This is a genomic window from Vibrio sp. 1CM7H (genome assembly GCF_023161645.1).
GTDB lineage: Bacteria > Pseudomonadota > Gammaproteobacteria > Enterobacterales > Vibrionaceae > Vibrio > Vibrio diabolicus.
This window is the reverse complement of record NZ_JALNTV010000002.1, coordinates 688,196-713,592: the sequence shown is the minus strand read 5'-3', so window position 1 is coordinate 713,592 and position 25,397 is coordinate 688,196. Positions and strand designations below refer to the sequence as shown.

The window sequence follows — 25,397 nt, the reverse complement described above, 5'->3', positions numbered from 1 at the left end:
ATGGCACGATTTTTTATCGATCGTCCGGTATTTGCTTGGGTTCTCGCGATTCTAACGATGTTGGCGGGGGTAATGTCATTATTCAATTTACCCGTCTCGCAATACCCAACGATTTCACCGACAACGATCACCATCAGTGCACGTTATCCAGGTGCATCAGCGAAAACCGTTGAAGACTCGGTAACGCAGGTTATCGAGCAAAATATGACGGGATTAGATTATCTTCGCTACCTATCATCGAGCAGTGATGCATTCGGTAATGCGACAATTACCCTGACGTTTGATAGCGAAGCTGATCCTGATATCGCGCAAGTACAGGTGCAGAACAAACTGCAATTGGCCTTGACGTCATTGCCGATGGAAGTACAAAACCAAGGTATCGTCGTGAATAAATCCAACACGGCGTTTCTCATGGTGGTGGCAGTTTATTCTGAAGATCCTGACTTTACAGAAAACGATATCGGCGACTTTGTTGTAACGAATATTCAAGACCCGATAAGTCGTGTAACTGGCGTAGGACAAGTACAGGCGTTTGGTGCGCAGTATGCGATGCGAGTTTGGCTGGATCCATTTAAGCTTACGCAGTTCAACTTGACTGCAATCGATGTAGCAAATGCTATCAGTGAACAGAACGCGCAAGTTTCTTCAGGTCAACTTGGTGCAGCACCTGCGCAGGAAGGTCAGCTGTTGAATGCAACGATTTCATCTGCAAGTCGTTTGAGCAGTGTGGAAGAGTTCCAAGACATCATTCTTAAGTCTGACGCCAGTGGTTCGAATGTTTATTTGAAAGATGTGGCTCGTGTTGAACGTGGTGCAGAAAGTTACGATATTCGAGGCCAATATAATGGCTTCCCAGCATCGGGTTTAGGTATTTCATTAGGTACTGGTGCAAACGCGCTTGAGACTGCCAATGCGGTGAAAGAGCGTTTAGAACAACTGAGTGCAACGTTCCCAGAAGGGTTGCAGATTGCTTACCCATTTGAAACGACGCCATTTGTCAAAGCCTCGATTCAAGAAGTGGTTAAAACGCTATTAGAAGCCATTCTTCTTGTGTTCTTAATCATGTACCTGTTCTTGCAGAACTTCCGTGCGACGATCATTCCAACGATCGCAGTGCCTGTCGTACTGCTCGGCACCTTCGCTATTTTGTACGCGACTGGATTTAGCGTAAACACGTTAACCATGTTCGCGATGGTTCTGGCTATCGGTTTGCTGGTGGACGATGCCATCGTTGTGGTGGAAAACGTCGAGCGTGTGATGCATGAGGATGGGTTAGAGCCCAAAGAAGCAACCAAAAAATCGATGGGGCAGATCACGGGTGCTCTGATTGGTGTGGGTCTGACGCTTTCTGCGGTATTCGTCCCTATGGCGTTTATGTCTGGTTCTACAGGGGTTATTTACCGTCAGTTCTCGATAACCATTGTGGCGGCGATGACACTTTCAGTTTTGGTAGCGATAATTCTGACTCCAGCATTATGTGCAACATTACTGAAAAAAGGCGATGCTGAGCTTCTAGAAAAGAAAGGCTTCTTTGGCTGGTTTAACCGCAAGTTTGATGCGATGACAGCTGGCTATGAAACCGGCGTTGCTAAACTCCTAAAGCGTACAGGTCGTATGTTGGTTGTATTCTTGGCAATGAGTGCAGGTGCGGGCTGGCTATTTATGAACCTTCCGACGTCATTCTTGCCGGATGAAGACCAAGGCACAGTATTCTCAATGGCTATTTTGCCGCCTAACTCAACGCAAGAGCAGACGGAAAAAACACTTGAGAAAATGCGCGACTTTTACCTTGTGGATGAGAAAGACAACGTGAAATCCGTCTTCTCCGTTGCGGGCTTTAGTTTTGCAGGCCAAGGCCAAAACATGGGGATGGCATTTATCGGTCTGAAAGATTGGTCAGAGCGTGAAGCGCCGGGTGCTGATGCAGCTTCCATTACGGGTCGAGCGATGGGGTACTTCTCAACCATCAAAGAAGCACTGGTCTTTGCATTTGCACCTCCTGCGATTCAAGAATTGGGTAACTCGACAGGCTTTGATTTCTATCTTCAAGATTCGTTGAACAAAGGTCACGACGCATTAGTCGCTGCGCAAGGTCAACTGCTTGGCATGGCTGCACAAAACCCGAAACTTGTCGGTGTTCGTCCGAACGGCCAAGCAGATGCGCCAATGTACAAAGTGAACATTGACCACGTTAAACTGCGTGCTCTGGATGTTAGCATTAATGACGTCAACCAAATCCTGTCAGCGGCATGGGGCGGGGCGTACATTAACGACTATATTGATCGCGGTCGAGTGAAAAAAGTCATGATGCAAAGTGATGCGGAATACCGTATGCAGCCAAAAGACTTCGATTCGTGGTACGTGCGCAACTCAAAAGGTGAGATGGTGCCTTTCTCTGCCTTTGCGAGCGGAGAGTGGACGTATGGTTCACCTCTTTTGCAGCGTTTTGATGGTTTGCCAGCGATGAATATCCAAGGCGGCGCAGCTCCTGGCGTCAGTACTGGTGAAGCCATGGCAGAAATTGAAGCAATGGTAGAAAAGCTACCAGAAGGCTTCACGGTGAACTGGAATGGTATTTCGTATGAAGAGCGCCTTTCCGGAAACCAAGCGCCAATGTTATATGCGCTGTCTATCCTCGTCGTATTCTTAGTTCTCGCCGCTTTGTATGAAAGTTGGTCAGTACCTTTCGCCGTGGTGTTAGTTGTGCCTCTTGGTGTGCTTGGTGCTGTGCTCGCGGTAATGACGCGAAGTATGGACAACGATGTATTCTTCCAGGTGAGCTTATTAACGACGGTCGGCTTGGCAACTAAAAACGCCATTCTGATTGTTGAGTTTGCGAAAGATTACTACGAGAAAGGCGCTGGCCTTATCGAAGCAACCCTGCATGCCGTTCGTGTTCGTCTGCGCCCAATTATTATGACATCGCTTGCCTTTGGTCTAGGTGTAGTACCGCTTGCTATCAGCTCTGGCGTGGGCTCAGCAGGTCAAAATGCGGTAGGTACTGGTGTACTTGGTGGCATGATCAGTGCGACGATCTTAGGTATATTCTTTGTGCCAATCTTCTTTGTGGTGGTTGAGCGATTGTTTGATCGACGTGCGAGAAAAGAATCGGAGGCAGAGTTGTCTGAGACTAATCCTAAACCGGCTCAGCAAAGCGAGTAAGACTTGGTTGCTGTAACTAAGTTATACTGGTGATAATAAACACGATAAAAGGGCGCTTCGGCGCTCTTTATTTTATGTTTTCACTTGGTGGTTACCGTCTTTGACGCAAACTTGAAGGGGGAGCGTTTTGCCTTATGCAGAATCTGCTTACTCCTTCCGACCGAATGAAAGCCTAAAGAAGAACAAACGACGATGAAAGATCAGAAAATCTCCCCAATTTCCGTTTTGGATCAAAGCCCTATGTTTGTCTGCGGTGTGATGCAGCGAATGTATCGCAACCGTGCTCAAGCTGAGCTCTCTCGGCAAAATTTAATGACACTCGAGATGGCAAGTGCACTGGCCGCTTTGGAAGAGTTTCAACCCATGAGTCAGCAAGCGTTGGCTGACGCGGTTCGAACTGAGCGAAGTGTAGCAAAGCGAATGGTGGATAATTTGGAAAAGCGAGGGTTTGTTCAAGTTTCTAAAAGTAAATCGAATCAGCGTCTCAAAATGCTCAGCATGACAAAAGAGGGGGCAAACGCTTTAAAGCAAGTGCATCAAATCATGACGAATTTACAGAAAGAATTTTTTGCTTGTTTGTCTGAATCAGAAGCGAGTGAGTTTTTTCGTTTGGTAAGAAAGCTTACTTTTGCAAATCACGACCAGTAGCTTATCTTAATGCTATCTAGCGCGCCTTTACTGTATTGGTGAGCAATTATATTAAGTCGTAAAACTTAAGAAATAGAATGCCCAAAGTACACGTGACGGTAGAAAGTACCGTAGTGAGTGCGATGATATTTGCGGCTAATGTGGCATTGCCTCCCATCGAACGTGCCATGACATAACTGGCTGCTGCCACTGGGGAAGCGTTCATAAAGAAAAGAATACCTAACTCAATTCCTCGAAAACCTACTAAGTAAGCACCAATAGTGATCATTACGGGTGCCACGATGAGCTTGTAACTGCTTGCAAACCAAGATGGACCTTTCTCTTTTCTCATCAAGCTAAAATCGAGTGAGCCGCCCGTACACAACAGCGCTAAAGGTAATGTCATTTTGGACAAGTAGTCCCCTGCATCAATAACAACATTCGGCACTGGAATAGAGAGCAAATAGAAAGCCATCCCTAGGACGATTGAGATTATCAGTGGATTCCTCGTCAGTGTTCGGCCCATCATTTTTGCGGCTTGTGGGACAGAAGTTGCGCCTTTGGGAGATAAGCAAATTACCGCTTGGACGTTGTAAATAAACGTGGTGACCGCGACATAAAGCGCTGCTAACGCCACACCTTGAGAACCATACGCATTGGCAACGTAAGCGATGCCAATAATACCTGTGTTTGCTCGAAACCCACCCTGGATAAGAACACCTTGGTCAGGCGATGCTTTGAACAGAAGCTTGACCGAAAGGTAGGTGAAAATGAAAAACGAAATGCTAGCGATGACGCCGAAATTGACAAAGCCACTCGCCGCGGAAAAATCGTGTTCTGAAGCCACAATACTGACAAATAACATCGCAGGTAGCGTAACTTGAAACACCAGTTTGGAGCCTACTTCGATAAAATTATCGTTGATCAGTCCAATGCGTTTGAACACCACGCCAAGTATTAACATTAAGCAAATAGGGCCGGTTATCGACAAAGAGAATTGCAACTGATGTAGAACAGCTTCCATGTAAGTACCCGCAGCAAAAGAAAAATATTCCTGCTGTCTATTAAGCCATAAACTCTGGGAGACAGGATAGAAAAGTGATGAAATTTTCCTCTTTTGTTGTTTCCAGAACCATTTGCATTCCAAGTTATGGACGAGGTCCCAGTTTAACAAAGCTGCACTGGTTTTATGCGCGATATGTTGGTTTACTACTTATCGTGATGCATCCACATGCGTATTAAATAAAAGGGTTGGTCATTGTGGTTATGGATAGGAGTTCATCGATGAAAAGGAAACACAACAAAACCGTACTTTGTGCATTTGTCTCAGGTTCGGTGTTTGGTGCAGCTTTAGTCATTGCGATGTCTTTACCAATGTAATCGTTTCTGTAGGCTCTTTGAATACTTACGCTAATTCAATACAAAAACAGATTGAGTTCAGCTTGATGTACTGTTAGTTTGAAAACATGAAAATACACGTTAGCCCTTCATCAACAACCTTCTTTTGGTGGCGCTCTAAATAGAGCGGCACGGAATACTCACATTCTTAAGCTGCTGGATGGTAGCTAAGAGTGTTTGATCTTTTTATCTCCAGTAGCGATCTATTAAATACTTGGAGATAAATATGAACACCATTCAAAGTACATCGCAGCGCGAAATTATCCTTACCGGCGATCGAGCGACAGGTCCGTTACACCTCGGGCACTATGTCGGTTCATTGCAACAACGAGTCAAATTGCAAACGGAGCATGAGCAAACGATCTTAGTCGCAGACATGCAAGGGTTGACGGATAACGCCCACAATCCATCAAAGGTATCCTCCAATATTCTCAATGTCGTTGCGGATTATCTGGCCGTTGGTATTGACCCCACACAAACCACGATCACGTTGCAATCTCAAATACCAGCGTTAGCAGAGTTAACGATGTATTACAGCAATCTTGTCTCTATTGCGCGTTTAGAGCGTAATCCCACGGTTAAAAATGAGATTCAAAGTAAAGGCTTTGAACGCTCTATTCCTGCTGGCTTTTTAACGTATCCAATTTCTCAAGCTGCCGATATTACGGGGTTCCACGCGACGTTGGTTCCGGTAGGTGATGACCAACTGCCGATGTTGGAGCAAACTAATGAAATCGTAAGAAAAATAAACCACCTAGGTGGAAAAGAGGTTCTTAGAGAATGCCGTCCATTACTTAGTGATGCCCCTCGGTTGCCGAGTACTGATGGCAAAAATAAGATGTCTAAAAGCATGGGGAATGCAATCAACCTAGGGGCGTCTGAAAAAGAGATTTCTGCGGCGGTGAAATCTATGTATACCGACCCCAATCACCTGAAAATTGAGGACCCTGGCCAAGTCGAAGGTAATATTGTATTTACCTACCTCGATGCTTTTTATCCTGATAAAAATTATGTCGAACAGCTAAAAGAGCATTATCGACGCGGTGGGTTAGGTGATGGTTTGACCAAGAAAGTGTTAGAAGAATGCCTACAAGAGATGCTTCGTCCTATTCGAGAAAAGCGTGCCATGTATCTAAATGATAAAGCACAGCTGATTGATATTTTAAAACAAGGTAGTCAGCGTTCTCGTGAGAAAACTGAACAAGTGCTATTTGATGTGAAAGATGTATTTGGTTTGAATTTGTTCTGAATTAAAAGTAGAGAGTTGAACATAAGGCACGATGGCTTATTAGCAACGTGCCTTTTTTAGCTCCCAGTCAGTCAAAGCTGATTGTTAAGAAGAAAAAAATTCACGACGAAAATCCGCTACTTCTTGTTGGTAATAGCTTTGCCATTCCGGTTCTGATAAACTAGCATGGCTGGTGGCTCTCTCTTTTCTGAGTCTGGACTCAAGTTGTTGCAATGCTTGTTGGTAATCTCTGACTTGCTCTTTTTGCTGGGCAATTTGTTGCTGACGATCGTGAATCTCTTCGCTTTCGTCCTTCGTTAAGTAAGTTTTTTGCAGCTCTGCGATGATGGTTTGGCGATCTGGAAAGCTCATGCTATTGGGTATTAGAGCGACTGCACGCTCATATTTTGCTTGGTCGTTTGTAAGCCCGATAGCCTCTGCATTTTCTTGCCAGTCTATGATGAGTTGCTCGAAAGCTTGCAAAAAGCTTTCTGGACTTTGCGTGTTGAGCTGTTGGGCCTCTAAATTGAAATCGTATAGGGCGAACTCATCCGCGAAAATAACATCAGCCAACTCGCCCCAAATGCCTCTTGCCTCGGATTTAAGTTGTGCAATACGTGAGGCTAGTGGTTGTTGCTCATCAAATAACAAATTACCTACACTTTCTTGCCATTGACTGTTTAGTTGATGGTAGTTCGCCAAAAGCTGAAATCGTGCTGAAGATAAATAAGGCTCGAGCAAGGCTAACTGTTCTTCACAGTCGCGGTTCGACATACACTCATGCCAAAATGACTCAAGCTCTGCGACCAGTTTTCTCCCTTTGAGCAGAGTTAGTCTCTCAGTCGTTATTTGAACCGCAGAAGGGAGCTCTGCGGTCTGTGGTGAAGCATCTGCACTGGGAGCGATATTGCTTGTTTTTAGTGATGTACCGGGGACGTTCTTATTTTTTGTCTTTGGAGCAGAAGCGGACACGGCCGTTTCTTGCTGCCCATCTTGACTGAAAGTTAAAAACATCATGCCCGCCATAATGGCGGACATGATTATCAACGCGATTTTCTTCATGGCTTAATTGTTGCGCTAACTGGGAAATGGTCAGAAAGGTTGTAGTGTTTCCATAAACTCTCTGCGGTTGTGCGCGGCACGTCTACACGGTTGTCATTGAATGATTTCACCCCGTATTCGCTACTCACCATGACATAGTCAAGGTATTCCACGTTTTCGCCGCCTGATAACGCTTCACCTGCGAAGTTATTGATGCGGGGATCAAAGGTTGACTCCGTGTAACCAGAATACTGAGGCTCTATGGCGCTTAAGTTGGCGATCATTTGTTGGTAGTCACCAGGGAACTTTCTTTTGTTTACGTTAAAGTCACCGCTGTATACCACAGTTTCGCTTGAAGGAATGTTGAGAGATTTAGCGAGTGCGCGGATTTGTTTGAACTGGCGCTGACGATACTCGCGAGCGGTGTCTGTATCGAAAGATGCGGTATGGGTAGCAAACACATGGTAAGCCTGACCACCTTTAATAATTTCCGCATAATTAACGCCTTTGTCGGCAAAGCAGTCTGTGCCAGAGCAGTCGGGGAAGACATATTGCGCTTCATTCACGATAGGATAGCGACTGACAATGATCACCCCACCATCATGAATATTAACGCCTTCTTTATCTAACATTTTAGTTTGGTACGGATATTCCTTAGCTAACTCACGTAGGAATGCTTCACGACCGCTTGCAAACACTTCTTGCAGCGCTAATACATCATAACCTTTGACGTATTGAGGAATCAGTTCGTAACGATCACCGATGTGGGATGCAATAGCCGTAAGAGCCCAGATGTTGTAAGTCATCAACTTAAGGTTTTGTTCTTCGTTATCGACAGATTCATTTACTTTGCTTGGTGTGATGGTGTAATAAAGATCGTCGTATCGAGCGGTACTGTCTGACTTAAATGCCAGTTCGGTTTCTCGGATGCCAAAAGCGTTAGTGTTGGCACGATGAATATCACGATCATCTTTAAGAGATAAATCGACATCGGCCGCCGATAAGCCATATTCAATGGTTGAATTATACCAATGACCTTCCATGACTTGATTGAGTGTTATGCTTTCACCTTTAGGGCTAGAAACCACAGTTTCAAAACGGTAAGTTTGGTTTGATTTCACGCCTTCCCAACGATTGAAGCTCAATACAGGTTTGGTTTCCCACGGACCAAGTACTTGTACATGTTGCTGCCACTCTTCTCCGTATTGAAGTAAATCACTGCCTTCGTGCTTTACTTGAATAGTTAAAGGCTGATCAGAATTATTGGTTAGATAAACATCTGTATCTGCAATGCTTGGTAATGCCACCAAGCCACTTAATAAAAGACCCCACTGCGATAATTTCATCTTATTTTTCCATCATTTGAACTAGAGCAATCATTCTTGTTTATAAATATTACTTGCACGTTAAATATGGATGACATCGAAGCCAGTACTGAAAATTGTTATCAGAATGTGATCTTTATTCAATGGTGAGGAGTCGGGGTAGAGAGTTAATGGCTGCCTAAGCGGCTGTAAATAATAGCGATGGTTAACGAATCGTACTCACTGCAATCAAGTTGTCATCTTTGCTCTATAAGTTGTGCGGCGTCATTCATCCAGCCACATGGCTAGAACTTAAATTGATAGATGGAGCACCATGGCTAGAGCAGTAAATCCAATCGATGAAACCATCATTAAATTACTACAAGAGCAAGGTTTGATTAGAAGCGAAGCAGAAGCTCGTTTAAAGAAAGAGGTATACCGCTTGCAGCCTAATGAGATTGAAAAAGTCAAAAATTATGCCCAGCACTTTGGCATCAACGCTAAAGAAAAACTCATCGATGAGATCTTAGAGTTGCGCCGGGAAGCGCTCATAAAAAAATGTAGACACAATACGGAGCATGCGAGCCTATCTCTAAAATAATACGTGATAAAAATATCAATTACTGGTCAAGATTTGATCTCTCAGGCCGATGTATATAAGAGCGCTCAATGATATCGAGCGCAAAAAACAGTGTGTTTTAGAGGTTAAGCTTTCACTTAAGTGAGAGGTTTGGAAAGGCTGCAGGGAGAAAGTACATGCGTATTAAAGACTTAAGTGTCGTAAAGAAAATATCGGTTAGTTATTTAACCGTTTTTGCCGTGTTTGGTTTAGTGTCAGTAATGTTGGTGCAAGGTTTGTTAACACTGAATAAAGACATCTCAGTGCTAACAGATAAAAGCTTACCTTCTGTTGCGATTTTGAAAGGTATCCAAGTTGATATTACTAAAGTGCGCAAAGATGAGTTCTCTTTATTGCCAAACGCAAATCACCCCAAAATTGGTGAGTGGTTAAAAGGCCTCGACCAATGGCGTTCTGATGTTCAGGCTGGTATTGCAGAATACGAAAAGCTCGACCTTAATCAGCGTGAAACGCAGTCTTTTAACGTTTTTAAAGAAACTTGGAATCAATACATCAAGGAAACGAAGACTTACAACGCACTGCTAAGCCAAGGTGATGCTGAAAGTGCAAATGATGTGATTTTATCGAGTTTCGATACCTACTCAAAAGCGTTGAGCAGCTTGGATGATACCCTCGCGTTGAACGATGAGTTGGTGAATTTGATTAGCGAAGAAGTACAAAATGAAGCGGCATTTACACAATACAGCGCTGCTGTTGGGGCGCTCGTCGTCGCATTGGTCATGGTAATGTCTGCCATGTTGCTTTCTCGAGTCATTTGCGGGCCTGTTGATCGAGCATTGGAATTCGCTTCCAAAATCGCCAAGGGTCAATTGAATAATCAAATCGACGAAAGTGAATTGAGCAAGGACGAGTTAGGAACGTTGCTCAAAGAGCTTGTCGGTATGCAAACAAACTTACATTCGCTGGTTTCTGAGATTAATGACTCAACGATTCAGCTAACGGCAGCAGTAGAGGAGGTGAGTGCTATTTCTTCTCAGACCGCTTCTGGTATGCAAAATCAACAAATTGAACTTAGCTCGGTGGCTTCTGCGATGACAGAAATGCAAGCTGCTGTAAGTGAAGTGGCACAAAATACCGAAGTTGGCGCGACCTCCGCTTACTCGGCAACGGAAGTGGCAAAGCAAGGAACGGCGACGTTACAACAAACTATCGCAGTAATTGAGCGTGTATCACATACGATCCAAGAGTCTGATGAACTGGCACGTGAGCTTGAATCTAGCTCAAACAATATCAATGTGGTCGTAGATGTGATCCGCGGGATTGCGGAGCAAACAAACTTGTTAGCACTGAACGCCGCAATAGAAGCCGCTCGGGCCGGTGAACAAGGACGTGGGTTTGCTGTTGTGGCAGATGAGGTTCGTTCTCTGGCGCAACGCACTCAAGACTCCACTTCACAAATTGTGGAAATTGTTAATCAACTACAAGAGAGCAGCAGCAAAATAGGGCATTCAAGCCGTGATTGTCAGGAGGGCATTTCTCAGTGTGTTGAGCAAGTCAATGACGCTGATAGCCAGATAAAAGAAATTGAACATTCTGTCGATAACATAGCGCAAATGAGCACACAAATCGCAACGGCTTGTAGTGAGCAGAATTCTGTATCCGAAGAGCTGAATCGAAGTGTGGAGCATATTAATAGTGCCTCAACAGAGATGGCTGAGGGAGCTTCGCAAACGGCTGTGGCTTGCCAGCAGATCAGTAGCCTAGCGCACAACTTGAAAACTCGAATGGGTTCATTCCAGCTCTAGTTGTTGTGTTTCAGCTTTATTCCTAACCTCATTGCTACAAAAAATAAGCCGGACGAAATGTCCGGCTTATTTATTCTCTGTCTATATAAATAAGTTCAGAGCATGCTCAATCTTGGGAGAATATGCTCGCTAGGCTGGAATACCACTATGGAACTTAAAATCTGTATCTGGCGTAGAAATTAAATCCGCCTCAACTCGGCCAAAATAGGCTATGCGTTCGCTGATGTCTTTGCCCGCGATTTGCTCTGCCAATACTAGATAATCTTGATAGTGGCGTGCTTCTGAGCGCAGTAAAGAAACGTAGAATTTTGCGATATCGTCATCCATATGTGGTGCTAGTTTGGCAAAACGCTCACAAGATCGGGCTTCGATGTACGCACCAATGATTAGCTTATCGATCAGCGTTTCCGGTTCATGAGTCTTCATATGCGAAATGAGCCCTTTAGCATAGCGACTTGCTGGAATATTTTTATACTCAATTCCACGACTTTCCATGAGCTCTAAAACTTGATAAAAGTGGTGTAACTCCTCTTTAATCAAAAGCACCATTTTATCGATCAAATCTTGGCTGTATGGTGAGTTTGACTTAGCCATGATCGCTTTGGAAATATTGCTCTTACCTTTTAAAGTTTCTAGTGAGCCTACATTGCGATAAGCAAAATCTTCATAGGGTTTAAACCAGTCAAGCAGAGCATGTGAACTGGATTGGTCAACGGCATACTTACGAATTAAAAACATCGCAGATTGGCCAGCTTTTAGCTCACACAGTAGGTGGTCTAATAAAATGGTTTGAAGGTTTTCTGGTTTCTTTGCTTCCTCTACCCATTCATCAGGTGTGCTGCATTGCAGAAATTGGTTAATGGGAGCAAGAAGATCTTGATAGGCGTCTAGATTCATCATTTTAGTTTTAGTACTTCACATTCTAATTGGGCATATCCGCTATCTTACGGATAGAAAAAAGGCTGCGATTGCAGCCTTTATTGACCTTAAGTGAATGTTACCACTTTTTCTTCTCGCCGAAGAGTGCTTCCATGTCATTGTCGCGCTCTTTATCGGCGATCTGCTGCATTTCGGCATCACTTTTATCTTGGCGTTTTTTATCTAGGTCGCCCAGCATGTCTTCAAGCTTCTGTTTCGCTTGAATAGAGTAGGGATCGCTCTTTGTACTCAATGCATCGATACCTTTGCGTAGCAGTTGAAGTGCTGTACCAGGTTGACCTCGAGCGATTGAGTCATTTGCTCTTTTAATGACGTTTTCGATGTTGATACGAATCTGCATCGTTTCTAAACGCGCATTTTCAGCGACATAAGTCTGGGTGTCGATACGGCCTTTATTGTGTTCGTTACGGATAGTATCGCGGAGGCGTTTCACCAACTTAAGCATGACGATGGCTTGTTTATCACTGCTCGGCATTTTGAACGTGGTACTCTCGCCAGTGGGACCATTCTCTTTCAGTTGCTCAATCTGTTGCTTCATGTTTTCGATACGTTGAGCAAGCTGCTTATTCTTCGGGTCAAGCTCATGCATGCTTTCTAGCGCGTCAAGAATACGATTGTTTAGACATAGCAACAGCTCCTTGCTAAAAGGGATATGGTGCGCATGACCAATCAACTCTTCAGTGCCATCAATCAAGGCAACATAGCGTGCGGACTCCTGTCTTTTCGCAGTCTCTACCTTGACCTTATACTGCAACATAATGTTATAGCCTAGGATCAACACCAGTAGGATGGCTACCAAAGCGATTATTAAACCAATATTCATATCTTTGCGTCTGCTTTACTTTTCTACGGCTAGCGTTAAAGAATACATGAATCTTATCTTACTCGGCACCCTATTTGTTTGATTATTTTGTCTCTCCCACGTTTTAGCTACTGATAGAAGTCACATCATAGAAATTCAGTCATTTATTGGCTCAACTGTGTGCATATTGTTTCTATGTTGAGGATTATCAGTATGTGATTGAGGTATAAGTTAGAAATTACTGTTCATTTCGATTTGAACGCGTTATAACTAATTATTATATCGCTCGTCCGAGTGGCCAATAAATTATCTCATGAACAAGTAAGGGATTACGATGAAACTGCAGCAGCTGAAGTATATTGTTGAGGTTGTAAACCATAATCTGAATGTATCCGCGACGGCAGAAAGCTTGTATACCTCTCAGCCAGGTATCAGTAAGCAGGTTCGGTTGCTGGAAGATGAGTTAGGCATTCAGATTTTTGAACGTAGCGGTAAGCACTTAACACAGGTGACACCTGCTGGTGAAGAAATTGTACGTATCTCTCAAGAAATTCTCGCTCGTGTAGAAAGTATCAAAGCTGTAGCAGGGGAGCACACCCACCCAGAAATGGGGACGCTGAATATCACCACGACACATACGCAAGCGCGTTATGCTTTGCCGGATGTCATCAAAGGTTTCACTTCTCGCTACCCAAAAGTGTCATTACACATGCATCAAGGTACGCCGTCACAAATGTCTGAGGCAATTGCTAAAGGTACGGCGAACTTTGCGATTGCGACAGAAGCACTTCACTTATATCAAGATGCCATCATGCTGCCTTGTTATCACTGGAACCGTTCAATTGTCGTGCCTAAAGATCATCCATTAGCGAAGAAAGATAAGGTAACGATCAGCGATCTTGCCGCTTATCCATTGGTCACTTATGTGTTTGGTTTTACGGGCCGTTCAGAGTTAGATACCGCATTTAATCGTGAGGGTTTAACCCCGAGAGTGGTGTTCACTGCAACTGATGCGGACGTTATTAAAACGTATGTTCGCATGGGTATTGGTGTTGGTGTGATTGCGAGCATGGCTGTGGATGAAGAGCAGGACAGCGATTTAGTCGCAATAGATGCGAGCCATTTATTCGGGGCTAGTACGACAAGTATTGGCTTCCGTCGCGGCACATTCCTGCGCTCATACATGTTCGATTTTATGGAACGCTTTGCTCCTCATTTAACTCGCCCAGTGGTAGAGCAGGCGATTTCGTTGAAATCTAATGCAGAAATCGAAGAGATGTTTAAAGACATCGAGCTCCCGGTGAGATAACACTTCATTGATGTTTCGATTCCCTCTACAATGCGCTCGTTGTAGGGGGAGTTATGAAAACGCAATTTCAATTTATTAATGACTGCTTATTGGAAAACGAATCGCTATGGCGGTTTGAACCATTTAAAAGTAGCATTCACACCTCATTACCTTGGCAAGAGCAACACCCTCAGTTGTGCCAGTGGTTAGTGTCTCTTTCTCCCTCTCAAATCGAAGAGTATAAAGCGGAACCTGAACTCGCCTTAAAAGCGATAAGCGCGTTCGTGCCTCAACTCGAACAACTCGCTTATCACACGCGTTTAGAGTCTTTAACCTTAAATGGTTTGGCACTCGCTCGTGGTTTAGACAACGGCATTCCCGGACGTAAGCTGGAGCAAATCAGCTCGATGGGTGAAGCTGCAATTCAACAACACTGTGGCGAAGAATGGTTAGAGTGGTGTTCAGGGAAAGGTTATTTAGGACGAATCCTGGCAACACAAACCGATCAGCCTGTGACCAGTTTCGAATATCAACAAGTACTGTGTGATTCGGGGCAACAAGCTGCGAATGAACACCATTGGAAAATGACGTTTATTCAAGGTGACGCGTTCGATAGCAAAGCAAAAGCGGTATTCAAGCCAACGCAACACGCGGTGGCACTGCATGCGTGTGGTGACCTCCATGTTCGTCTAATGCAGTACGGCAGTGAGAATGGGATTGCTGCGATGACCATCTCACCTTGTTGTTATCACTTGATTAAGTCGGAACAATACCAGCCGATGTCGAAACCGGGGAGGGTTTCTTCTCTCTCATTGTCTAAGCAAGAACTGCGTATCCCGTTACAGCAAACGGTGACAGGGGGAGAGCGTGTACGCCGCCATCGTCAGCAGGAAATGGTGTTTCGTCTTGGCTTCGATTTGATTACTCGACGAGCGTTAGGCATGGCAGAGTACCAACCTGTCCCCAGTATTCGTAAGTCGCAATTAAGTGAAGGCTTTGAATCTTTGTGTCGCTGGGCGGCGGAGCAGAAAGGTATCGTTCTTTCTCAAGAAATCGATTTCGATCATTTTGAAAAGTTAAGCGAACAACGCTTCTGGCAAATGGAGAGAATGAGCTTAGTGCAACTGGTTTTTCAACGTCCATTGGAGATCTGGCTCGCATTGGACAAAGCACTTTATCTTGAAGAACGTGGTTATCGTGTTAGATTGTCAGAGTTTTGCCCTAAATCAGTTACACCTAGAAATATTTTAATTTGCGCATATAAGAATTAGTTATTTTTTATAGCTAAACGCTCTATATGAAAAAGCCCACTTATGCGTGGGCTTTTGTAAACAAAACGTGACAAGTTGTGTTTTATTTTGTCATTAATTGAACATAGCGATAGCTTGAGTTGGTTCAACGTATTCCAAGTCAAAGCTTTCTGCTACTTCTTTACATGTTACTTTTCCGTGAATAACGTTTAGACCTTCAAGGAAGCCTTTGTCTTCTAGAAGTGCCTCACGGTAGCCTTTGTTTGCGAGTTTCACAATGTAAGGGAGTGTTGCATTGTTCAATGCGAAAGTTGAAGTACGTGCAACCGCACCAGGCATATTTGCTACGCAGTAGTGAACCACTTCATCAACGATGTAAGTTGGATCTGCGTGGGTTGTTGCGTGAGATGTCTCGAAACAGCCACCTTGGTCAATAGCCACGTCAACCACTGCCGCACCAGGTTTCATCTTAGCAATGTGCTCTTTTGTTACCAGCTTAGGCGCTGCTGCTCCAGGAATTAGAACGGCACCGATAACAAGGTCAGCTTCTAGAACATGCTTCTCGATAGCGTCTTCAGTAGAATAAACCACTTTAGCACGACCTTGGAACTCTTCGTCAAGCTTACGAAGTGTATCTACATTGCGGTCTAGAATGGTTACGTCAGCGCGAAGGCCAACAGCCATACGAGCTGCGTTTGCACCAACAACACCACCACCAACGATGACAACTTTCGCTGGCTCAACACCAGGTACGCCACCTAGTAGCAGACCACGACCGCCGTGTGATTTTTCCAATGTTTGCGCACCAGCTTGGATAGACATCCGACCTGCCACTTCTGACATTGGTGCTAACAGTGGCAAACGACCCATATTATCTGTTACAGTCTCATAGGCTATACAGACAGCTTTGCTCTTGATTAGCTCATCAGTTTGTGGAAAATCTGGTGCTAGGTGTAAATAAGTAAATAAAATTTGCCCTTCGCGGAGCATTGCTCTCTCTACTGCTTGGGGTTCTTTTACTTTTACAATCATGTCTGCTTGCGCGAATACGTCTGCAGCATGAGGGAGAATGGATGCGCCGACAGCGATGTAATCATCGTCTGAAAAACCAATGCCGGCACCTGCATTGGTCTCAACTAAAACTTGGTGACCATGTGAGATGAGTTCTCTCACGCTTGCTGGGATCATACCAACACGATATTCGTGGTTCTTGATTTCCTTAGGTACGCCAATGATCATCCTGTATCCTCTTTCTATAATGGTTGTATTAACTGTTTGTAGGGTGTTATTGTCGAATTAATAACTAGTATAGTTATAGATTTGTAAAATTTGGCACCAAATATTAAAAAGTTGTAGTATATTTTTTTGCAAGGAAGTAATAAGGTGGAATAAAAAATGGCAGACAACTATAAAAAGCCGTCCAAGGAACTAGACCGTATCGACCGCAACATTCTTAATGAACTGCAGAAAGACGGTCGTATTTCAAACGTTGAGCTTTCAAAACGTGTGGGACTTTCTCCAACGCCATGTTTGGAGCGTGTACGTCGCTTAGAGCGTCAGGGTTACATCACAGGATACACTGCATTATTGAATCCGCAGTTCCTGGATGCGTCACTATTAGTATTCGTTGAGATTACATTAAACCGTGGTGCGCCGGATGTATTTGAGCAGTTTAACTCAGCTGTTCAAAAGCTAGACGACATACAAGAGTGTCATCTTGTATCAGGTGACTTTGACTATCTTCTTAAAACCCGTGTATCAGATATGGGTGCTTACCGCCGACTATTGGGCGATACGTTACTACGTCTACCTGGCGTAAATGACACTCGCACATACGTTGTAATGGAAGAAGTGAAACAATCTAACCAGCTTGTGATCAAAACTCGTTAATTTCTTGCAAAGAAAGCGGTATATGCTTCCGCTTTCGCCAGAGAGTAATTGGGTTTTTCTCTTTGATATGGTTAAATCAATTTACCGAGCGGCTTGATGCCGCTCGGAATGTTTTGCAATTTCCTATTTCATTTCCATATTCAAGTTGATTTATGTTCAAAGAGAACGCAAAGAAAGTCGAAACCATTATCAAAACCAGTGAAGAGCCCCAGTCTTCACGCTTAAATGGCTTCCAACGCTTAAAAGAGTGCTGCTTTATCGTTGGCGTTCTTAGCTCGGTATTGCTTGCGGTTGCACTATTTACCTTCAGTCCGGCCGATCCTTCTTGGTCCCAAACCGCATGGGGAGGGGAGATCGACAATGCTGGTGGCCTTTTCGGCGCTTGGCTTGCGGACACACTATTCTTCACATTTGGCTCTCTCGCTTATCCAATCCCTTTCTTGCTAGCTGCGGCTGCATGGGTGATTTGCCGTAAACGAGGAGAAGATGAGCCAATTGATTTCATGTTATGGGGTACGAGGTTACTCGGCCTTGTCGTCCTTATAATGACTAGCTGTGGTCTAGCCGATATTAATTTTGATGATATTTGGTATTTCTCGTCCGGTGGTGTCGTCGGAGATGTGTTGTCTAGCCTAGCTTTACCTACATTGAATGTACTTGGCACGACATTGGTACTGCTGTTCTTATGGGGAGCGGGTTTTACTCTCTTTACTGGCATCTCATGGCTTAACATCGTTGAGTGGCTTGGAGATCGTGCATTAGCGCTAATTGCGGCGCTTGCAAATAAGATAAGAGGCTCTGAGCAAGAAGTTTTAGAACCTCAGCTAGATGAGTTCGTGGAAGATAAAGTCTCTACGCCTAGACATAACGTAGACCATGACATTGATGATGAGCCGCTTCCTCATTTAACGGCGTTCGATGTCGATGAGCCGAAAGAATCGGCGCCTGCACATGAGTATCCTATTTATATGCCGCAAGCTAAACCTGAGAAGCCAGCGGAACAAATGATGGTGGAACCAACGCCACCACAACGCAAGGCTACGGTTAATGCTGCGCCAGTTTATGCTCAACCTGAGCACCAAACGCAACCTGTCCATGCGGTGAATACTGATAACGTTGACCCGCTTCTGGAGCGTACCAAGCAGCTGAATGTCACGATAGAAGAGCTTGAAGCTGCAGCGCAACAAGCAGATGACTGGGGAACTGAAGAACAGGTAGCCCCATCATTTGCAGATACTTACTCTTCCTATGTAGAGCAACATACAGCTACAGAAGAACCGATCAGTGTTGAACCAGATTATGCGGAGTACGAACAATTTGAAGCAGAACAAGTACAGCAGCCAAGTCTTGAGCATCCTGTGCATGAAGAGCCTGTAATTGATTCCGCTGCGCTAGATAGCATCACGGAGCAAACAGAATCGAGTCAACACATTGAACCTACGATCTCTGATTTTGACGTGTTAGACGATGAAGACGAAGTGGAGTCACAGTCTGTACAACAAGTACAGCCAGCTCCAACAACACCTCATCAGCAAGTGGCAACACCTTCAACAACATTTGAACCTGCACTTCAAAAAGCGGAGGTTGAAGAGGTTCAAGACGGCGACGAAGATGTAGCGGCATTCCAAGACATGGTTTCTAGTGCGCAAGCGAAAGTAGCAGCGACACAGAACCCATTTTTGGTACAGAAAGAAGAAAACTTGCCTGTTCCAGAAGAGCCACTTCCAACGCTCGAGTTGCTTTACCATCCAGAAAAACGCGAAAACTTTATCGACCGAGATGCTCTAGAGCAGGTCGCTCGATTGGTTGAGAGCAAGCTAGCGGACTACAAAATCAAAGCCGACGTGGTGGGGATTTATCCTGGTCCAGTGATCACTCGCTTCGAGCTTGATTTGGCACCGGGGGTAAAAGTAAGCCGTATTTCCGGTCTTTCAACTGACTTAGCGCGTGCCTTGTCTGCGATGGCGGTACGTGTTGTAGAAGTTATCCCTGGCAAGCCTTACATTGGTTTGGAACTGCCAAACATGAGTCGTCAGACGGTCTATTTATCTGATGTAATCAGTAGTCCTCAGTTTGAGCAAGCAACGTCACCAACAACGGTTGTATTAGGTCAAGACATTGCGGGCGAAGCTGTTGTGGCCGATCTTGCGAAGATGCCTCACGTGCTAGTAGCAGGTACAACTGGTTCTGGTAAGTCGGTGGGTGTGAACGTGATGATTTTGAGCATGCTATATAAAGCAGGTCCAGAAGATGTGCGCTTCATCATGATTGACCCGAAAATGCTAGAGCTTTCTATTTACGAAGGTATCCCTCATCTTCTTTCTGAAGTTGTGACTGATATGAAAGACGCATCAAACGCTCTACGTTGGTGTGTGGGTGAGATGGAACGTCGTTATAAGTTGATGTCGGCATTGGGCGTTCGTAATGTGAAAGGCTTTAACGAGAAGTTGAAGATGGCAGCAGAAGCAGGCCACCCAATTCATGACCCATTCTGGCAAGAAGGCGACAGTATGGATACGGAACCGCCATTGCTAGAAAAACTGCCGTATATCGTTGTTGTTGTCGATGAATTTGCTGACCTGATGATGGTGGTGGGTAAGAAGGTAGAAGAACTGATTGCACGCTTGGCACAAAAGGCGCGTGCGGCAGGTATTCATCTAATTCTTGCGACTCAACGTCCATCGGTGGATGTTATCACGGGTCTGATTAAAGCGAATATTCCAACTCGTGTTGCGTTTACGGTATCGACTAAAACGGACTCTCGTACAATCCTAGATCAAGGCGGTGCAGAATCACTGCTTGGTATGGGTGACATGTTGTACTTACCACCAGGCTCTAGCCATACGACCCGTGTTCATGGTGCGTTTGCATCAGATGACGATGTTCATGCGGTTGTAAACAACTGGAAAGCGCGTGGTAAACCGAACTACATTGAAGAGATCATCAGCGGAGATCAAAGTCCAGAAAGCTTATTGCCAGGTGAGCAAATGGAAGCGGATGAAGATGTGGATCCACTCTTCGATCAAGTCGTTGAGCACGTAGTTCAGTCACGTCGAGGCTCTGTTTCTGGCGTACAGCGTCGATTTAAGATCGGTTACAACCGTGCCGCCCGTATTGTTGAGCAACTCGAAGCGCAAGGTATCGTGAGTGCACCGGGTCACAACGGTAACCGCGAAGTTTTAGCTCCTGCGCCGCCAAAAGATTAATGAACTTGTTTTACTCACTTCAGTCCAACTGAGGTGAGTAACTTTAGGTCTTTGACCCTCTGATAGGTATCTGAATGAAAAAACGATTTTCAGCGAAATTTTTCTCAGCGCTAGTTTTAAGTGTTTCTTTCTTCTCAGCTGCGAATGCAGCATCTCCCAAAGATGAACTCAATAAACGTCTCGCAATGAACGAAGGTTTCAGTGCCGATTTCTCCCAGCAAGTGATCAGCCCTGAAGGTGAAACGGTAATGGAAGGTGAGGGCACAGTTGAAATCGCTCGTCCAAGCTTGTTCCGTTGGAGTACGACTTTTCCTGATGAAAACCTTTTAGTATCTGACGGTAAGACGTTGTGGTATTACAGCCCATTCATTGAGCAAGTAAGCATTTACTGGCAAGAGCAAGCGACCGAGCAAACACCATTTGTGCTGTTAACTCGCAATAGAGCAAGCGATTGGGATAACTATAAGATTTCTCAGAAAGGTAATGAGTTTACGCTCATTCCAACGGCAATTGACTCTACTCAAGGCCAATTCCAGATTAATATTGATACAAAAGGCGTAGTGAAAGGCTTTAACGTCATTGAGCAAGATGGTCAGAAAGGGCTGTTTACTTTTAGTAATGTTAAGCTTGGTAAACCAAAGGTAGACAGATTTACATTCACAATTCCAGATGGCGTGGAAGTGGATGACCAAAGGAATTAATTGGTAGTGAGTAATTACACGTTAGATTTCTCAGGGGACGAAGATTTTCGTCCCCTTGCTGCTCGTATGAGACCACAAACAATCGAACAGTATATTGGGCAGCAGCATATTTTAGGTCCGGGTAAACCCCTACGCCGAGCGCTAGAGGCGGGACACATTCACTCGATGATCCTTTGGGGACCACCAGGCACAGGCAAAACGACATTAGCGGAAGTGGCAGCAAACTATGCCAACGCCGAAGTTGAGCGTGTATCTGCGGTGACGTCTGGCGTTAAAGAGATCCGTGCTGCGATCGACAAAGCGCGTGAGAACAAAATGGCAGGTCGCCGCACTATCTTATTCGTGGATGAGGTGCATCGCTTTAACAAATCGCAGCAAGATGCGTTTTTACCGCATATTGAAGACGGTACGGTTACGTTTATCGGTGCGACCACAGAGAACCCTTCGTTTGAGTTAAACAACGCATTACTCTCGCGTGCTCGCGTTTATAAGTTGACTTCTCTTGGCCAGAGCGAAATATCGCTGGCGCTTGATCAAGCGATTAACGACAAAGATCGCGGCTTGGGGAATATACCAGCACATTTCGCCGATAACGTACTAGATCGCCTAGCAGAGCTAGTTAACGGTGATGCTCGCATGTCTCTCAACTACCTTGAGCTGCTATACGATATGGCAGAAGACAATGCGCAGGGTGAAAAAGAAATCACGCTTAAGTTGCTTGCGGAAGTGGCGGGAGAAAAGGTCTCTCGCTTTGATAACAAAGGTGATATCTGGTACGACTTAATCTCTGCGGTTCACAAATCCATTCGTGGTTCAAATCCAGACGCCGCTTTGTATTGGGCTGCACGTATGATCGCTGCAGGTTGTGATCCGCTCTACATCGCTCGCCGATTACTTGCGATAGCATCGGAAGATGTCGGCAATGCGGACCCTAGAGCCATGCAAGTTGCACTCTCCGCGTGGGACTGTTTTACACGCGTTGGTCCAGCAGAAGGTGAACGCGCGATTGCGCAGGCGATCGTTTACTTAGCGTGCGCGCCAAAAAGTAATGCGGTGTACGTGGCATGGAAACAAGCGCTCACAGATGCTCATAACTTACCTGAATATGAAGTGCCTCATCACCTTCGAAATGCACCTACCAGTTTGATGAAAGACATGGGTTATGGAGCAGAGTATCGTTATGCTCACGATGAGCCGGGTGCCTATGCAGCCGGTGAGCAATATTTGCCACCAGAAATGGCGGATCGTAAGTATTATCAGCCAACAAATCGCGGTCTAGAAACCAAAATCGGCGAAAAGTTAGATTACTTGGCTAAATTAGACGCAAATAGCCAACAAAAGCGCTATGAAAAGTAGGCGTTTTTGGATACATTTGTTCAGTAAATTTTTTTAACGCGTACGCTTGGAAAGTGCGCGTGATTTCACAACAAAAAGCATAGGATTAACAATGCTGGATTCTAAATTACTTCGTACAGAGCTGGATGAAACAGCTGCTAAACTGGCGCGTCGTGGCTTTAAGCTAGACGTAGAGACTATTCGTAAACTTGAAGAACAACGTAAGTCCATTCAAGTAGAAGTAGAAAATTTACAATCCACGCGTAACTCCATCTCCAAGCAAATCGGCCAAAAAATGGCAGCAGGCGACAAAGAAGGCGCAGAAGAGATCAAGAAACAAATCGGTACTCTAGGTAGCGATCTTGATGCGAAGAAAGTTGAACTTGAGCAAGTAATGGCTCAACTAGACGAATTCACGCTTTCTGTACCAAACATCCCTGCTGATGAAGTGCCAGATGGTAAAGATGAAAACGACAACGTCGAAATCTCTCGTTGGGGTGAGCCTAAGACTTACGACTTCGAACTAAAAGACCATGTTGACCTAGGTGAAATGGGTGGCGGTCTAGACTTCGCAAGTGCAGTTAAGATCACTGGCGCACGTTTCATCGTGATGAAAGGCCAATTTGCTCGTCTACACCGTGCAATCGCTCAGTTCATGCTAGATCTTCACACAGAAGAACATGGCTACACTGAAATGTACGTACCTTACCTAGTAAACTCTGACAGCCTATTCGGTACTGGCCAGCTTCCTAAGTTCGGTAAAGACCTTTTCCACACAGAGCCTCTAGCGGAAAAAGTAAACGACGAAGAGCCACGTAAACTGTCGCTAATTCCTACGGCAGAAGTACCAGTAACGAACCTAGTTCGTGACACGATTTCTGACGAAGCGGATCTACCAATTAAGATGACAGCTCACACGCCGTGTTTCCGTTCAGAAGCGGGTTCATACGGTCGTGATACTCGTGGTCTGATTCGTATGCACCAGTTCGACAAAGTTGAGCTAGTACAAATCACTAAGCCAGAAGATTCAATGAATGCGCTAGAAGAGCTAACAGGTCACGCTGAGAAAGTTCTACAACTTCTAGAACTTCCTTACCGTAAAGTGGTTCTTTGTACAGGTGACATGGGCTTCGGCGCTCGTAAAACTTACGACCTAGAAGTTTGGGTTCCTGCTCAAGAAACTTACCGTGAAATCTCTTCATGTTCTAACATGTGGGACTTCCAAGCTCGTCGTATGCAAGCGCGTTTCCGTCGTAAAGGCGAGAAGAAACCTGAGCTTGTACACACGCTAAACGGTTCTGGTCTAGCAGTTGGTCGTACCATGGTTGCTATCCTAGAAAACAACCAAGAAGCAGACGGTCGCATTGCAATCCCTGCAGTACTTCAGAAGTACATGGGCGGCGCAACGCACATCGGTTAATGCATTAGCCACTAGAACACCAAAACCCAGCCATAGTGCTGGGTTTTTTGTTATTTGCGTCGAGTGAAAATACGTTGTTATGTAATTAGCACACGCAATAGTGAAGAGCTCGCCCAGAATCTAGCAGTACGAGACAAATGATATTTTTCTAAACGGTTTTTCACGTGACAAGCTAATGGCATCATTTGCCCTTGTTGTTAAACGTTATGCCAGTAAATCATCTTTCATTGCTTGTTATTTTTGCGCTTACTTTGCTCGTTAGTAAGAGTGTTATCGCAAGTGAACTTATTCAGCCTCAATACTTAGATAGTGAGCGAACCGATCGCTTTTTCGCGCGCGAAATAGCGCAACCTTCCAAAGAAAATATGCAACTTCGTAACTCACTCGATTGGGGCTATGAACTTGAATTGAAACGTGCATCTGATGAAGAAAAACTAGTATCTAATTGCCAAGACTTAGCTACGGCATACTCTACGGGCTTTACTGCGGCAAAAGCCTATGAATACGGCGCGTTTAAAGCATATTTAACTCAGTGCCAAACATGGAGTGAGATGGCAAAGTTAGCTGCCTCTAAGCGCTCATTTATATCAGACTTTAAGTTAGACGATACCTTTCCTAATTTCGCTCCAAGTGCACTTGCTTTTGTTATTTCTGACGAAAGTGCAGAGAAAGCAAAGACACTATCAACGTGGGATGAAGCAGACCATATCCAAAGAACTCAGGTCATCAGTGAAGTCAGAGCAGAGTATTACGATTCGACTGATGGCTTTCAGGTTATTACCGTTACCGCAAAAGGTGATTACAACGCTGACGGCATCGAGGATATCGTTATTGAGAAAGAGAATAGTGTACTCAGTGGCTCGTATTCATCTTCACACGGATATGTATTAACCCGTATGTCTGAACAAGCGCTATTTACAGTGTTGGCTGAATGGTAATGAAACGATTGGCGGTCACTTTGGGTTTAAGTGTTGCGATGATGAGCACGTTTGCTGTTGCTAACACCTCGCCCAGAAAAGTCTTTGAATGCTCAGTGAACCAAACTATGAACTTTAGTATTTTTATAGAGCAAGGCAAAGGTGGGATTATCTTTGATGAGTCCATTGAGAATCAAAGCTCTGTTTTACAGCGGATAAAACCTCAAGATTATCGTGTTGAACATTATCATCGAGCGTTGGTAGATGAGAAGTCACTGGAATTTAGTATTGGTGAGCGCGTCATATTAGTCAGTGAGTACTTTAGCGAGGAGTTAGGTGAGGTAGAGAAGATACTCAGTGTTACTTTGAGAGAGCCTGAGCAAACGCAGTACTTTGAATGTGAGGAAGGGAGTATGAGTAACCTTGCATTGCTTTTCCATGAGAGTGCCGAATAATCGATTGCAGAGTAATTATTACCAAAGCGTAATAGTGTTTTCGAATTTA

The 25,397-nt window shown here is 44.7% G+C and carries 20 protein-coding genes; 14 read left to right on the top strand and 6 right to left on the bottom strand.

The features are described from left to right. Together MSG33_RS11495 and MSG33_RS11490 are read left to right on the top strand one after the other, a co-directional pair. Window positions 1-3,162: an efflux RND transporter permease subunit gene (locus MSG33_RS11495; RefSeq protein WP_048626202.1), complete on the top strand. Its 3,162-nt coding sequence runs from the start codon at window positions 1-3 to the stop codon at window positions 3,160-3,162. A 192-nt stretch (window positions 3,163-3,354) separates the two neighbouring features. After that, on the top strand, window positions 3,355-3,810 hold the full coding sequence (locus tag MSG33_RS11490) for a MarR family transcriptional regulator (protein ID WP_012841967.1): 456 nt from the start codon (window positions 3,355-3,357) through the stop codon (window positions 3,808-3,810). A gap of 46 nt (window positions 3,811-3,856) precedes the next feature. On the opposite strand, the gene MSG33_RS11485 is transcribed toward MSG33_RS11490, so the two are convergent. Next, window positions 3,857-4,813, bottom strand: a complete 957-nt coding sequence (locus MSG33_RS11485; protein WP_145474265.1) for an AEC family transporter — start codon at window positions 4,811-4,813, stop codon at window positions 3,857-3,859. A 600-nt stretch (window positions 4,814-5,413) separates the two neighbouring features. Between MSG33_RS11485 and trpS the strand changes: the two genes are divergently transcribed. Then, window positions 5,414-6,436, top strand: a complete 1,023-nt coding sequence (gene trpS, locus MSG33_RS11480; protein ID WP_248381117.1) for a tryptophan--tRNA ligase — start codon at window positions 5,414-5,416, stop codon at window positions 6,434-6,436. 84 nt (window positions 6,437-6,520) lie between these two features. Here the strand turns inward: trpS and MSG33_RS11475 are convergent, their stop codons facing one another. Together MSG33_RS11475 and MSG33_RS11470 are read right to left on the bottom strand one after the other, a co-directional pair. Then, complete coding sequence (locus tag MSG33_RS11475; protein ID WP_248381114.1) at window positions 6,521-7,477, bottom strand: ATP-dependent dsDNA exonuclease; 957 nt, start codon at window positions 7,475-7,477, stop codon at window positions 6,521-6,523. Then, window positions 7,474-8,802, bottom strand: coding sequence for a sphingomyelin phosphodiesterase (locus MSG33_RS11470; protein WP_124008695.1), 1,329 nt, complete (start codon window positions 8,800-8,802; stop codon window positions 7,474-7,476). The genes MSG33_RS11475 and MSG33_RS11470 overlap by 4 nt, the downstream gene beginning before the upstream one ends. Before the next feature lie 292 nt (window positions 8,803-9,094). On the opposite strand from MSG33_RS11470, the gene MSG33_RS11465 reads away from it, so the two are divergent. Continuing rightward, window positions 9,095-9,361: a hypothetical protein gene (locus MSG33_RS11465; RefSeq protein ID WP_109168505.1), complete on the top strand. Its 267-nt coding sequence runs from the start codon at window positions 9,095-9,097 to the stop codon at window positions 9,359-9,361. A 155-nt stretch (window positions 9,362-9,516) separates the two neighbouring features. After that, the gene (locus tag MSG33_RS11460) at window positions 9,517-11,145 is read left to right on the top strand and encodes a methyl-accepting chemotaxis protein (RefSeq protein WP_248381111.1); all 1,629 of its coding nucleotides are present in this window, start codon (window positions 9,517-9,519) and stop codon (window positions 11,143-11,145) included. Window positions 11,146-11,274: 129 nt separating this feature from the next. Here MSG33_RS11460 and MSG33_RS11455 read toward each other — a convergent pair whose 3' ends face one another. Next, window positions 11,275-12,045 carry a tRNA isopentenyl-2-thiomethyl-A-37 hydroxylase MiaE gene (locus tag MSG33_RS11455; RefSeq protein ID WP_248381108.1) on the bottom strand — a complete coding sequence of 257 codons (771 nt, stop codon included), beginning with the start codon at window positions 12,043-12,045 and terminating at the stop codon, window positions 11,275-11,277. Between the two features lie 97 nt (window positions 12,046-12,142). Beyond that, a complete protein-coding gene (locus MSG33_RS11450) occupies window positions 12,143-12,907 on the bottom strand; it encodes a hypothetical protein (RefSeq protein WP_006742886.1) in 765 nt (254 codons plus the stop codon). A 313-nt stretch (window positions 12,908-13,220) separates the two neighbouring features. Here MSG33_RS11450 and cysB point away from each other — a divergent pair, with 313 nt between their 5' ends. Further along, a complete protein-coding gene (gene cysB, locus MSG33_RS11445; protein WP_006742885.1) occupies window positions 13,221-14,195 on the top strand; it encodes an HTH-type transcriptional regulator CysB in 975 nt (324 codons plus the stop codon). Between the two features lie 53 nt (window positions 14,196-14,248). Beyond that, window positions 14,249-15,445 (top strand): methyltransferase, encoded by a 1,197-nt coding sequence (locus MSG33_RS11440; RefSeq protein ID WP_134646911.1) that lies wholly within the window; start codon window positions 14,249-14,251, stop codon window positions 15,443-15,445. A gap of 93 nt (window positions 15,446-15,538) precedes the next feature. On the opposite strand, the gene ald is transcribed toward MSG33_RS11440, so the two are convergent. Further along, entirely contained in the window at window positions 15,539-16,663 is a 1,125-nt protein-coding gene (ald, locus tag MSG33_RS11435) for an alanine dehydrogenase (RefSeq protein ID WP_005378241.1), read from the bottom strand. Between the two features lie 156 nt (window positions 16,664-16,819). Between ald and lrp the strand changes: the two genes are divergently transcribed. The 7 genes from lrp (at window position 16,820) to MSG33_RS11400 (ending at window position 25,348) form a co-directional block, all read left to right on the top strand. Then, window positions 16,820-17,314: a leucine-responsive transcriptional regulator Lrp gene (lrp, locus tag MSG33_RS11430; protein WP_005378234.1), complete on the top strand. Its 495-nt coding sequence runs from the start codon at window positions 16,820-16,822 to the stop codon at window positions 17,312-17,314. A 152-nt stretch (window positions 17,315-17,466) separates the two neighbouring features. Next, window positions 17,467-20,520: a DNA translocase FtsK 4TM domain-containing protein gene (locus MSG33_RS11425; RefSeq protein ID WP_248381105.1), complete on the top strand. Its 3,054-nt coding sequence runs from the start codon at window positions 17,467-17,469 to the stop codon at window positions 20,518-20,520. 74 nt (window positions 20,521-20,594) lie between these two features. Continuing rightward, window positions 20,595-21,221, top strand: coding sequence for an outer membrane lipoprotein chaperone LolA (gene lolA / locus MSG33_RS11420; RefSeq protein ID WP_047008580.1), 627 nt, complete (start codon window positions 20,595-20,597; stop codon window positions 21,219-21,221). Next, window positions 21,222-22,577 (top strand): replication-associated recombination protein A, encoded by a 1,356-nt coding sequence (locus MSG33_RS11415; protein WP_031780168.1) that lies wholly within the window; start codon window positions 21,222-21,224, stop codon window positions 22,575-22,577. It begins immediately after the preceding gene. Window positions 22,578-22,668: 91 nt separating this feature from the next. Further along, window positions 22,669-23,976 (top strand): serine--tRNA ligase, encoded by a 1,308-nt coding sequence (gene serS / locus MSG33_RS11410; protein WP_053807197.1) that lies wholly within the window; start codon window positions 22,669-22,671, stop codon window positions 23,974-23,976. 206 nt (window positions 23,977-24,182) lie between these two features. Next, window positions 24,183-24,914, top strand: a complete 732-nt coding sequence (locus MSG33_RS11405; protein WP_182018983.1) for an ATPase — start codon at window positions 24,183-24,185, stop codon at window positions 24,912-24,914. Next, window positions 24,908-25,348 carry a hypothetical protein gene (locus MSG33_RS11400; protein WP_182018982.1) on the top strand — a complete coding sequence of 147 codons (441 nt, stop codon included), beginning with the start codon at window positions 24,908-24,910 and terminating at the stop codon, window positions 25,346-25,348. Before MSG33_RS11405 ends, MSG33_RS11400 begins: the two co-directional genes overlap by 7 nt. The last annotated feature ends 49 nt before the right edge of the window (window positions 25,349-25,397 follow it).

Excerpts from the sequence above, each read along its gene's own strand:
- MSG33_RS11495 (WP_048626202.1), top strand. The coding sequence starts at position 1 with ATGGCACGATTTTTTATCGATCGTCCGGTATTTGCTTGGGTTCTCGCG.
- MSG33_RS11490 (WP_012841967.1), top strand. The coding sequence starts at position 3,355 with ATGAAAGATCAGAAAATCTCCCCAATTTCCGTTTTGGATCAAAGCCCT.
- MSG33_RS11485 (WP_145474265.1), bottom strand. The coding sequence starts at position 4,813 with ATGGAAGCTGTTCTACATCAGTTGCAATTCTCTTTGTCGATAACCGGC.
- trpS (WP_248381117.1), top strand. The coding sequence starts at position 5,414 with ATGAACACCATTCAAAGTACATCGCAGCGCGAAATTATCCTTACCGGC.
- MSG33_RS11475 (WP_248381114.1), bottom strand. The coding sequence starts at position 7,477 with ATGAAGAAAATCGCGTTGATAATCATGTCCGCCATTATGGCGGGCATG.
- MSG33_RS11470 (WP_124008695.1), bottom strand. The coding sequence starts at position 8,802 with ATGAAATTATCGCAGTGGGGTCTTTTATTAAGTGGCTTGGTGGCATTA.
- MSG33_RS11465 (WP_109168505.1), top strand. The coding sequence starts at position 9,095 with ATGGCTAGAGCAGTAAATCCAATCGATGAAACCATCATTAAATTACTA.
- MSG33_RS11460 (WP_248381111.1), top strand. The coding sequence starts at position 9,517 with ATGCGTATTAAAGACTTAAGTGTCGTAAAGAAAATATCGGTTAGTTAT.
- MSG33_RS11455 (WP_248381108.1), bottom strand. The coding sequence starts at position 12,045 with ATGATGAATCTAGACGCCTATCAAGATCTTCTTGCTCCCATTAACCAA.
- MSG33_RS11450 (WP_006742886.1), bottom strand. The coding sequence starts at position 12,907 with ATGAATATTGGTTTAATAATCGCTTTGGTAGCCATCCTACTGGTGTTG.
- cysB (WP_006742885.1), top strand. The coding sequence starts at position 13,221 with ATGAAACTGCAGCAGCTGAAGTATATTGTTGAGGTTGTAAACCATAAT.
- MSG33_RS11440 (WP_134646911.1), top strand. The coding sequence starts at position 14,249 with ATGAAAACGCAATTTCAATTTATTAATGACTGCTTATTGGAAAACGAA.
- ald (WP_005378241.1), bottom strand. The coding sequence starts at position 16,663 with ATGATCATTGGCGTACCTAAGGAAATCAAGAACCACGAATATCGTGTT.
- lrp (WP_005378234.1), top strand. The coding sequence starts at position 16,820 with ATGGCAGACAACTATAAAAAGCCGTCCAAGGAACTAGACCGTATCGAC.
- MSG33_RS11425 (WP_248381105.1), top strand. The coding sequence starts at position 17,467 with ATGTTCAAAGAGAACGCAAAGAAAGTCGAAACCATTATCAAAACCAGT.
- lolA (WP_047008580.1), top strand. The coding sequence starts at position 20,595 with ATGAAAAAACGATTTTCAGCGAAATTTTTCTCAGCGCTAGTTTTAAGT.
- serS (WP_053807197.1), top strand. The coding sequence starts at position 22,669 with ATGCTGGATTCTAAATTACTTCGTACAGAGCTGGATGAAACAGCTGCT.
- MSG33_RS11405 (WP_182018983.1), top strand. The coding sequence starts at position 24,183 with ATGCCAGTAAATCATCTTTCATTGCTTGTTATTTTTGCGCTTACTTTG.
- MSG33_RS11400 (WP_182018982.1), top strand. The coding sequence starts at position 24,908 with ATGGTAATGAAACGATTGGCGGTCACTTTGGGTTTAAGTGTTGCGATG.